The 10,674-nt window shown below is 35.2% G+C and carries 10 protein-coding genes; all 10 read right to left on the bottom strand.

What is annotated here, in order from left to right; genetic code table 11:
- Positions 1 to 242 precede the first annotated feature (242 nt).
- A complete protein-coding gene (locus tag A2290_05155) occupies positions 243 to 617 on the bottom strand; it encodes a hypothetical protein (protein OGC15315.1) in 375 nt (124 codons plus the stop codon).
- Between the two features lies 1 nt (position 618).
- The gene (locus A2290_05150) at positions 619 to 915 is read right to left on the bottom strand and encodes a hypothetical protein (protein OGC15314.1); all 297 of its coding nucleotides are present in this window, start codon (positions 913 to 915) and stop codon (positions 619 to 621) included.
- A gap of 146 nt (positions 916 to 1,061) precedes the next feature.
- Positions 1,062 to 2,633: a hypothetical protein gene (locus A2290_05145; GenBank protein ID OGC15316.1), complete on the bottom strand. Its 1,572-nt coding sequence runs from the start codon at positions 2,631 to 2,633 to the stop codon at positions 1,062 to 1,064.
- Positions 2,634 to 2,664: 31 nt separating this feature from the next.
- Positions 2,665 to 3,075, bottom strand: coding sequence for a hypothetical protein (locus A2290_05140; protein ID OGC15313.1), 411 nt, complete (start codon positions 3,073 to 3,075; stop codon positions 2,665 to 2,667).
- A gap of 12 nt (positions 3,076 to 3,087) precedes the next feature.
- Positions 3,088 to 4,137 (bottom strand): hypothetical protein, encoded by a 1,050-nt coding sequence (locus A2290_05135; GenBank protein ID OGC15312.1) that lies wholly within the window; start codon positions 4,135 to 4,137, stop codon positions 3,088 to 3,090.
- Entirely contained in the window at positions 4,137 to 4,928 is a 792-nt protein-coding gene (locus A2290_05130; GenBank protein OGC15311.1) for a hypothetical protein, read from the bottom strand. Before A2290_05130 ends, A2290_05135 begins: the two co-directional genes overlap by 1 nt.
- A gap of 87 nt (positions 4,929 to 5,015) precedes the next feature.
- Positions 5,016 to 6,557: a methionine--tRNA ligase gene (locus A2290_05125; GenBank protein OGC15310.1), complete on the bottom strand. Its 1,542-nt coding sequence runs from the start codon at positions 6,555 to 6,557 to the stop codon at positions 5,016 to 5,018.
- A 55-nt stretch (positions 6,558 to 6,612) separates the two neighbouring features.
- Positions 6,613 to 7,743, bottom strand: a complete 1,131-nt coding sequence (locus A2290_05120; protein OGC15309.1) for a hypothetical protein — start codon at positions 7,741 to 7,743, stop codon at positions 6,613 to 6,615.
- Positions 7,744 to 7,839: 96 nt separating this feature from the next.
- Positions 7,840 to 9,231: a hypothetical protein gene (locus A2290_05115; GenBank protein ID OGC15308.1), complete on the bottom strand. Its 1,392-nt coding sequence runs from the start codon at positions 9,229 to 9,231 to the stop codon at positions 7,840 to 7,842.
- 169 nt (positions 9,232 to 9,400) lie between these two features.
- Complete coding sequence (locus A2290_05110; GenBank protein ID OGC15307.1) at positions 9,401 to 10,537, bottom strand: hypothetical protein; 1,137 nt, start codon at positions 10,535 to 10,537, stop codon at positions 9,401 to 9,403.
- Positions 10,538 to 10,674: the final 137 nt, after the last annotated feature.

The following is a 10,674-nucleotide window of genomic DNA, read 5'->3' as shown; positions in this document are numbered from 1 at the left end:
AGATAACATCTGAAAAGTTAATAAAAAGTTTTAACCAATAAATAAAAAACTTTTTTTAAACACCCTTTTGCATATTAAACAAAGGGGTGTTTTTTTGTTTATTGTCCCTCATAAAAACCTTCTCAATATTCAAAAACAATCCCGCAGGCCCGGGTTTTGATAACCCTCCCACCCTGTTACTTACCCCAATCATAAAATGAGGATACCATAGGAAAATATAAGGCAGATCAACTGATATAATTTTATATAATCCTAGCGCCAATTTCTTCTAAAACTAAATCTATTGCCATTTCTTTTGAAGAATAAATTTTATCTCCTTCATGTAAATGGAATGGAAAAGATTGTATCTCTTTATGATGAGGAACATTATCCCATCTTGCTATAAAAGAAGCATCTTTTTTTTGCCAATGGTATCTATATTTTAGTCGAGTTATATTCCCGTGTTTTACTTCAACATATTCCGCAATATACAAAACAGACGCATCTATTAGCTCAAGTAGTCCGGAAATATAACAGTTATTCTCATCAATTTCATCAAAATTCACATTCGAATCAGAAATAATAGGAGAATCCATGCATAATTTTAAAAATTGGGTTTGATATTCCTTAATTGTCATTTTATTTTATTGAGGCACTTTTTAGAATTGACAGCTTTTTAGTCCAGAGATCAAGGCCTTTCTTTGCGGCAAACCAATTAAAATAATCAGCATCGTCTCCTGTTTCACCATTTTCAAACTTGTTTAAAAATTGCTCGGAATCGATTTTGTGTTTTTTTTCAAATTCAGAACATAAATCTTTGTATTTATCCACCTTGTATTGAGCAAAATTTAATTTCTCATGAAACATTGAGTTTAAAACTTCAGAAACATCTTGAAGATTGTAGTCTTTGTCTAAAGAAACTATAACTTGATTCATTTTTTTCACTCCTTAACAACTAATCTTCATATGCTAAGTTAGAGGTTTAAATTAGTTTCTTATTTGATATTATACCAAAAATCACTTGAAATTTCAAAAAAAACTTACCTTTAACACCCTTTTGCATATTAAACAAAGGTTTTTTTTTATCTATTGTCTCTCACAAAAACCTTCTCGATATTCAAGAATAGCCCGGCAGGTCCGGGTTTTGATAACCCTCCCACCCTGTCACTTACCCCAATTATCGAATGAGGATACCATAAGAAAATATAGGGTTGATCGGCTGATATGATTTTATATGATTTTGTATAAATTTTCTTTCGAGCCAATTTATTGATGGTAGTCCTCCCCTGTTCAAGCAATTTATCAACTTCAGGATTATTATATTTTATAAAATTAAATCCTTGAGGATACATACTTGAATGCCAGATCGAATAGGAATCAGGATCAAGCCCCAGCGACCATCCCATAATTATTGCATCAAACTTTTTAGGAGACGACGGACTGTTTAAGATTTTAAGCAAGGCAGCCCACTCCATAACACGAATATTCATTTTGACGCCGACTTTCTTAACTTGCTGTTGAAGAATTATAGCCGCTTTTTCTCTTTCCTTATTGCCTTGGTTAACTAAACATGTAAATTCAAATCTTTTTCTATCTTTATATCTCCAGCCATCCTTTGAAAAAGACCAGCCCGCTTTTGCTAAAAGATCATTAGCCTTTTTTGTATCATAGCTAAACTTTGAAACATTTTCCGAATATGCCCATGAAACAGGATGCGACGGGGAATAAGCCTTTGATCCCAAATTTTTTAACACCAGCGAAATTATTTGATCTTTGTCAACAGCATAAGCAAGTGCCTGCCTGATTCTTTTGTCAGAAAAAAGAGGGTGGTCATTGTTTAGCCCAAGATATGTATACAGAAGAGTGTCATATTCAAAGAGTTTTATCCCTTTTCCCCCTTTCATTCTTGCAAAATCTTTCGGCGGGATGCCGGCAGTATCAATTTGTCCCGATTCCAAAGCAATAAGGGTCGCATTTTCATCAGGGATAATTCTATAAATTATGGAAGAAAGAAGAGGGATTCCTCCATAATAATCTTTATTTCTTACAACCTCTATATAATCTCCCGTTTTCCACCTGGAAAACTTAAAAGGCCCTGTCCCTATTGGCTTTCTATTATAAGAAGAAGTGTTGATATCCCCTTTTTCATAAAGATGTTTTGGAATAATCCCTATTCCCGTGCTTACAAGAAATGGGGAAAATGGCTTTGGCAAAATTGCCTGTATCGTATACTTATCAATAACATTAAACTTGATCGGCTTGCCATCAATAATATAACTTGATCTTCTAATAGAATTAACTTTGGGGTTGAGTATAGAATCAAATGTGAATTTGACATCTTCTGCGGTAAAATTGACTCCATCGTGCCACTTGATATCTTTTCTAAGAAAAAAAGTCCAGATTTTTCCGTCAGAAGAAAATGTCCACGACCTTGCCATATCAGGCACAACTTCAAGCTTTTCATTTATTTTTGTAAGACCGGAAAAGATAACCCCTTCAACTGCAGATGATGAAGAATCGGTCGAAAGAATTGGATTCAAAACAGAAACTTCACCGCCAAGGGAGAACACTAGTTTTCCGTTTGGATCATAATCAGCAAAACCTATGCTCGAAAAAACAACCAAAGCCATCACAAAAAGGATAAGTTTGTTTATTAAAATAATTTTACCTTCATTAAACATTTTTTTACATGTTAGAAAGTTCAAGAATTTTTGTAGTCCCATTTCGCTTATATCCTGTCAACACATATTTATCGTCAACTTCACTGTAATCATATACTATTTTTCCCGCAACATCATTATTTTCATATTCTTTTCCAGTAAAAGGATTTTTTGGAATAGAGCCTATGTAGCCGCCAGACATAAGATAATTTTCACATAAATTTCTGACAGAGATACTCTTTCCTACGGGATAGACCATATTCTCCATATTATAAGATTCAACGGCAAGTTGAACAGAATGCATTACAGATTTAACAGATGCTTCCTTCGCCCGATCTTGAGTCCCCATAAGGTTTGGCAATAAGAAAACCGCAAGCAATCCTATGATTCCGATAACCACCAAAATTTCCAACAATGTAAATCCCTTCTTATTCATAAAATTCCTCCTTTATAACAATGAATTTACCATTTCAAACAAAGGCATAATCATGGCAAGCGCCACAAAAGCTACAACCCCTCCCACCAAAAGCGTTGCGGCAGGCTCTATGTAAGACGCTAAATTTTTCAAATCATATTCAACCTGCTCAGAAAAACTCTCGCCCCCCTCCCATAATACATCCGCGAGTCGTCCACTCTCTTCTCCAACTGCGAGAAGCTGCACAAACAATCCATTAAACAACTTGTCAGAAGCTGAAGCAAAAGCAAAAGACAAAGAACTCCCTTTTCTAATCTTATCAACCACTAAAGATGCTTTCAATTTAAACACATTACTATTTAAACCATCAATAAAATTATGAAAAGCCTCAACAAAAGACACCCCACTTTTTAGCTGGCAACTTAAACTGTAACAAAAATCGCTCATTAACATATTAATCCTAATGTTTCCAGCCAAGGGGAATTTAATACAAAAGTCAAAATCTGTAAAAATTTTATGGACAAAAAAAACTAAAATAAACAGTAAAAAAATCAACACCCAACTATAATAAGGTAGAACCATCGCAATTCGGCTAATTAATGGCAATTTAAAATCAAAAGCAGAAAACAGATCAGAATACGATGGTAAAACAAAAAAAATCATCCCCAAGAAACTAAAGATACTCATAATTAAAACAATAAAAGGATAAGTTAAAGATGTTTTAAGCATTTTTTTGAATTTATCCCTTCGATCTAAAAAGGCAGAAGCTCTAAACAAAGTCTCCTCTAGCATGGAATTTTCTTCTGCAATTTTAAGAATATTTCTTATCTCTCTCGATATCAAGCCCTCTTCATATATGGCACGGGAAAAAGAGATCCCTTCTTCAAGTCGAGAAGATATAAACGCAAAATTTCTTTTTGTCTTTTCATCCGAATGCAAAGCCAAAAATTTTAAGGCCTTGTTTAAGGGAATTCCTGTTTTTAGAAGAGAGGCCAGTTGTTTAAAAAAACTTGCCTTAAGGGTAGTCTTCCTCCTTGCTCTCGCAATTTTATTTAAAGCTCTTTCAAAAAATTCAAAATTCATTATTGTATACCAAAAAACAATTTGGCATTATCTGTTGTAACTGCGGCTACTTCTTCTTCAGTCCTTTCTATAAGAGCGCCTATTGCTTTAGCAACATAAGCAACAAATGCGGGTTCATTCCTCTGGCCGCGAAAAGGTTCCGGCGCAAGATAAGGAGAATCTGTCTCTATCATTAATCTATTAAGAGGGGTATTTTTCACGCTTTCTCGAAGCAAATCAGCTTTTTTAAATGTAATATTTCCTGTATAGGATATATAAAATCCTTTGTTTATAGCAAAAGCCAAAAGCTCTTTTGCGCCCGCAAAACAATGAAAAACACATTTTATCTCTTCATATTTTTTTTCGCTCATAATCTTTATAATATCATTATGCGCTTCACGGCAATGCACAATTACCGGAAGATTAAGTTCCAAAGCTAGATCCATGTGTCTTTTAAAAGATTCCTGCTGAACATAAGGTGCAACTTTACATTTAAAATAATCAAGTCCTGTCTCACCTATTGCAACAATTTTTTTATTCTCCTTTGCAATTTTCTTAAACTTTCTCAGAATTTCATCTGTCAGGTTGTCAGCATCGTGAGGATGAATTCCAATCGCGCCATATACAAAATCAACATCATCAGACAAACAAGAGACAGAAAGAGACGATTCATAATCAAAGGAAGGATTTATTATGGCAAAAACCCGAGCTTTTTTAGCACGATCTAAAACATCCTGCAAATCAGGATATTCACCCCGATTAGGAAATCGGGGTTCATCTATTGTCAAATGAGCATGAGTATCAATATACATTTTTACATCCTAACATAGTTATAATGATTAAAGTTTCATCTCTCCAGATTTTTAAATACTTCTAGCGCCAAAATGACGAAAACAAAATTATTTATTCAATCTTGGAAATAATGGTTGTCCCTTCTTTATAACAATCCCAGCAATTTTCATGCCAAAGGGATTTAAAGAGATACTTTGAGGTTCTTGAGGAAAATTCAACTGCTTCCAAATTTCAAGTGACGAACCCGGCATAAACGGGCTGACGAGAGCCGCTACAATTCTCAATGCCTCGTACAAATTAAATAGCACACAAGACAATTTTTCTGTTTCACCTTTTTTTTCAAGCGCCCACGGAGCTTCCTGTTCAATATAAGCGTTTGCAAAGCTGATCAGGATCCAAACACATTCCAATGCTTCAGAAAAAGCTAACCGATCAATACACTCATCAAATTTAGATGGGGTTTGTTTAATTAAATTTATAATATCTCTGGAAAGTGGATCAAAAGCATTATCTTTAACATCAGGGACTTTCCCCTCAAAATACTTTTCTATCATCGTCAATGTTCTAGACAATAAATTTCCCAAATCATTGGCCAAATCAGCATTATATCTATTTATAAAGGACTGTGTTGAAAAATCGCCGTCATTGCCAAACGAGACCTCACGCAAAACAAAGTAACGAAAAGCGTCAACCCCATAGTTCTCACTCATTTTTATCGGATCAACCGTATTACCAAGACTTTTACTCATCTTCCTCCCTTCAACAGTCCACCACCCATGTCCAAAGACTTTTTTAGGAAGAGGAAATTCAATCGCCATTAGAATTGCGGGCCAAATAACCGCATGAAAACGAACAATCTCTTTCCCCATCAAATGAATATCCGCCGGCCAATATTTTTTGAATTTTTCACCATCCGGATAACCGATCGCAGAAATATAATTTATCAAAGCATCAAACCATACATAGATAACATGTTTCGAATCATTGGGGACAGGCACTCCCCAGTTAAAAGTTGTCCTTGTAATTGAAAGATCTTTTAATCCTTGTTTAACAAAATTGACAACTTCATTTAACCGCGATTTCGGCTGAACAAAGTCCGGATTTTCCGCATAAAGCACAAGCAGTTTGTCCTCAAACGCCGACAATTTAAAGAAATAGCTCTCTTCTTTCAAGATTTTAGTCTCTCCGTGACAATCAGGGCAAACACGAAAAGGCAGATCATTTGCATCCAAAGTCTGACCCTGTAAAACGAAAGTCTCACAAGAGACACAGTACCACCCCTCATAAATCCCCTTATAAATCAAACCTTTTTCAAGCAAGGTTTTAAAAATACCCTGAACCGCCTTTATATGCCTATCATCTGTTGTGCGAATAAAATCATCATTTGTTATCTGAAGGAGATCCCAGGTTTTTTTATAGCTATCGACAATAGAATCAACAAACTCTTTAGGGTTTTTTTTCTCTCTTTCCGCAGCTTGGGCAACTTTCTGTCCATGTTCATCAGTTCCTGTCAAGAAAAAAACATCAAAACCCTTTGATCTTTTATAACGAGCTAAAACATCAGCGCCAATTGTGGTATAAGCGTGACCGATATGAGGAATATCATTTACATAATAAACAGGTGTTGTTATATAAAATTTCTTGTTCATATAAACATTATATCAACAAAAATATAACAATTACAATCAAACCAACCCAGGAACGTTAAAAAGCCTTATTGAAAAGATTGTAAAGAAACGATGAAAAATTGAACCTTTCTTCATATTTAATTTGATTGGCTGTCGCAAAAAGCCAGAAAGAAAATCCGCTTCTATGCGCGATACAAATTGGCATATCAAGGTACAAACCAACTCCATAAGCAGCTGCTTTGGAAGCTTCATCCAAATCAAATTCTAAATATGCGGGAGCCACATTCCTTGCATCAGTTAACAAATTGCTAGTCGCAGAATTATCCCTATAACCTAAAAATCTTTTAATGGTTATACCAAAAATTGATATATCCGCAGGCATAACATCCCTATAAGGAATCTTAAAAATTTCTCTTAAAGAAGTGGTATTGTCTTTATTTATCCAAAAGCTGTACAGATAATGAATTTCATTTATTGCAGGGCGCTTTGCCAGTTCTCCATAGAAATTATCTCCGCTAAATATTTTTGCTCTAAAAGAAGGGATCAACCTCTCATTTTCAGACAGATCTCTAACATATAATTTAATTATATTCCCGTTTTTAAAGGTAATTTTAATAATGTCCGATGCTGAAGAAATACCTATTTTATCTCCCGCTAAAACGCCATCTTTTCTATATATAGATAATTCTGGAGAACGATATGTAGAATCCTCTATTTGTAAAAAATAATCCCCTATTTCATGAGAAAAAACTTTTAGCCCTTCATCCCCTTCCTCAAAAACAAGAGAAGTATCTCCTACTTGGGGATCATTTTTTCCCCCAGGATGGTAAGAGACAAAGCTTACAGTCTTATTTCCATAAAGAGAAAAAGCCCTTCTCCCTCTTCCCCTATGATCAACGTTTCCTGACTTATATTCTTCAACTTCATACTCATCAGTCTCTTTTTTTGCGTTTAATGAAAGATTTAAAGGGAGTTCTCCTTCAAACTCTTTCCCATAAGGCCTAACGTTAACTATCGGACATCTAATTAATGATCTTCTAGTTAAACCGTTACTATCAACAAACCGACAATTATCATCGGGTAAAGCTCGTAACCCACTATACACAAAACCGTCATATCTAACGCTACTAGTTCTCGGAGTAGCCCGTAATTCTGTTACAACAGATCTAGGCAAAGAAACTCTTTTGAATCTAACACCAGAACTCATATTTTTTTCTCCCTATTATTCGATATATATATCGTTACTTATCTCGAATTATTTCATATTTTATCTATAAGAGCTTCAAAAAACATAAAAATACAACTAGAAGCTATGAAAGAAATTAAACAATTTAACCCAAACAGGATAATTGTCCATTAATGAGATAGGGAAAAGGGTCGGCTTGTTAACGTCCAGACACCCGCCGCCATAATATTGCAAATAAACAAATAATGGATTTAACATACTTGGTAAAAAAGCATTTTCGTAAAAAAGATCAAAACCATTTTGTTTCGCCGCATCAATCGCATAACCTTTAAAATCTTTTCCAAGATCAAATTCATTGCAAAAGCCCGCGTACTGGCCATACAATCCAAAGGTTGTATCTGGATCAGAATATGAACTTACAGAATCTTTATACTGAAAATAAAATCCGGAAATTCCATATTTGTGCAAAGTAGAGTGAACAGCATCTAAATATAAAACTCTTTTTTCAGGTGGCTGGGCTCTATCAACACCATACTCTCCAACAATTAAAGGGGCTCTCCCTACAGTTCTTACCCAAGATAATTTCCTTGAAATATCTCTCTCTATGGTCTTAGCATCAAAATAAGGCGAAGCAGCGCCATTAGTAAACTCATACGGCTGATAATAATGAGTTTCATAAACAACATTACTGTCATCAACCTTAACAAATCCACCATTCCAAATAATTCCCTGCTCCCCTCCATCTATTGCCCATCCGCTCTTATTGTTATCCCAATACCTCTCTCCTATATTCGCTTCTCTGCTTATATATTCAGGAACAAAAATAATATGTCTTTTATCTTCACTCCGTATAACAGAACACAGCTCATTATATTTTCTTATAAACTCTTCCATTGAACAATCAACAGTTGCAGGCAATCTAGGCTCATTAAAAATGTCATAACCCGCAACTCCGGGAATATTTTTTAAGTTCCTGACAAGGTAACGCCACATATCCAATGTATCCGCCCAATATTTTTTACTTTCAAAAATCGATTGAAGCCTTTCATTCCCTGGTTTTTTTCTCTCTTCCGCATCGTTTTGATCATCAAGCCCTTCAGGCAAATGCAAATCAATAATTACATAAACACCAATTTTGTTGAATTTTTCTATATGACTTTTGAGTAATACCAAATTTGATTCACGATTAGGATTATCTCTGGCAAAAAGTCCATAATTTATAGCGTATCTTACGGCCTTGCATCCCAGGCGCTTAATCAGTTCAAAATCTATGTCCTGCAAAACCCACCTATCCTGCACAGTGGGCCTTTCAAGTCTTCTTTTGCTATAGTTATAATTCCCCCAAACATTATTTGAAAGATTTATACCATTAAGAGAAACAACCTCTCCCTTTTCATCAACAATACTCATGCCAGCAACCCTTAACCACGGGAGATCGGCCTTATCTTTTTTCCTTTTTGATAAGGAGGCCGTCGATGAAATATTAACAACAGAATCAATTTCAGACATTATTTTAAGCCTTTTTTAATAAGAGCAATGAAAAACTCTAGTTGGAAACCACAACATTGCACAACTGAGTCACGGATTGTCAAAAACTTAATTATTCAGAGCTCTCATGCTTTATTATCGAAGAAATTAAATAAAAAATTCAGAGGATTTTTAAAACATTTTTAAAATACTACAGAGGGAATAAAATTCTTATTTTCTTTACTCCTTTAAGAAAAACTCCAGCCTCGTATGGAAGATCCTCCCCGGGAAGTAAGCCGTAAACAGGGACAGGCTCCCACACTTCTTTATCCTCAAATTGAACCTCAACTAAAAATCTATCTAAAAATTTATCTTCCCAAACCTCAGAATAGATATCATCATAATCATACTGAGGTTTTAAAAAACTCTTAAAAAGAGGAGGAACTCCTTCTGGAGTCTTATCAAAAACCGAAGGAAGAGAAACAACCATCCATTGAGTTTTTATCCTTGCATAACCCATTTCGGGACTTCCAGCATGGCCTGCAGGTATTATTTGAAAACCCCCTACTCGCCCAATAGGGGATGTTGAAATGTCAATTACCCCAGGATGGTTTGCGCGAATGCGTCCCGGATTTGCATACAAAGTTCCGTCGAATCTCCCCACCCCTTGAACAGGACGTAAAACTTCTCCTATAATCCGGAGTCTGCAATCTTTGTCTTCAAAATATATCTTACCAGAAAATTTATTTTCAAAAATAATACTTTTGGGCCAGTCAGAAGGGACTGAAACAATTATCGTCAAAACATCTCGTTCTTTTAATGACCCTTTTATTTTTTCCCCGTTTATATAAACCTCGTTACCAACAAACGGAGCAAGGCCCCCACCAAAGATTGCTTTACCGGCTGGAATATCCGTATAAATCGATGAACTTGAGTTTAAGTAAGATTTGTAGTTTTTAATTGAAGATAAGAACTCTTTCGGAACAATAGAAAAAATCCCTTTTTTATCATCAACTTTAATATGTATAGCATTAACAGAAGTCGCAGCAACTTCAGATGAACCAACCCATTGTGTTGCGGTAAAACCTTTTGGATTGATCTTTTCTAAGGGATAAACAATATGTCCGATAACTTGAAATGTCTCCCCAAAATCATTACTAACAGAAATTTCTCCGTTTTTAGTATTAATTATTTTTATGCGGAACTGCTCTGTTGTTTCTAAAGTAGCTTCTGTTGCAAATGAAGGAAGAATTGCCAGTAAGAAGAATATTACAAAAAGAAACAAGGTTCCAAGGGAGTTCACACCCTTGCCCCATTGATCGCTTAACACATTGAACCTTTTTTTCATATTGTTCGAAGCCATTCAACAATAGTCCTCAACGGGGTTCCTGTCGCCCCATCGCTGTAAGGCTCATAACTTTTGCTTAGATAAGCAGTCCCCGCGATATCCAAGTGTATCCAGGGGATATCTCCTACAAACCTATG

Source organism: candidate division WOR-1 bacterium RIFOXYB2_FULL_36_35, assembly GCA_001771505.1.
In the GTDB taxonomy this organism is placed as follows: Bacteria; Margulisbacteria; WOR-1; order XYC2-FULL-46-14; family XYC2-FULL-37-10; genus XYB2-FULL-36-35.
This window is presented reverse-complemented; position numbering and strand designations above follow the sequence as displayed.

Excerpts from the sequence above, each read along its gene's own strand:
- A2290_05155 (OGC15315.1), bottom strand. The coding sequence starts at position 617 with ATGACAATTAAGGAATATCAAACCCAATTTTTAAAATTATGCATGGAT.
- A2290_05115 (OGC15308.1), bottom strand. The coding sequence starts at position 9,231 with ATGTCTGAAATTGATTCTGTTGTTAATATTTCATCGACGGCCTCCTTA.
- A2290_05135 (OGC15312.1), bottom strand. The coding sequence starts at position 4,137 with ATGAATTTTGAATTTTTTGAAAGAGCTTTAAATAAAATTGCGAGAGCA.
- A2290_05150 (OGC15314.1), bottom strand. The coding sequence starts at position 915 with ATGAATCAAGTTATAGTTTCTTTAGACAAAGACTACAATCTTCAAGAT.
- A2290_05130 (OGC15311.1), bottom strand. The coding sequence starts at position 4,928 with ATGTATATTGATACTCATGCTCATTTGACAATAGATGAACCCCGATTT.
- A2290_05125 (OGC15310.1), bottom strand. The coding sequence starts at position 6,557 with ATGAACAAGAAATTTTATATAACAACACCTGTTTATTATGTAAATGAT.
- A2290_05140 (OGC15313.1), bottom strand. The coding sequence starts at position 3,075 with ATGAATAAGAAGGGATTTACATTGTTGGAAATTTTGGTGGTTATCGGA.
- A2290_05120 (OGC15309.1), bottom strand. The coding sequence starts at position 7,743 with ATGAGTTCTGGTGTTAGATTCAAAAGAGTTTCTTTGCCTAGATCTGTT.
- A2290_05110 (OGC15307.1), bottom strand. The coding sequence starts at position 10,537 with ATGAAAAAAAGGTTCAATGTGTTAAGCGATCAATGGGGCAAGGGTGTG.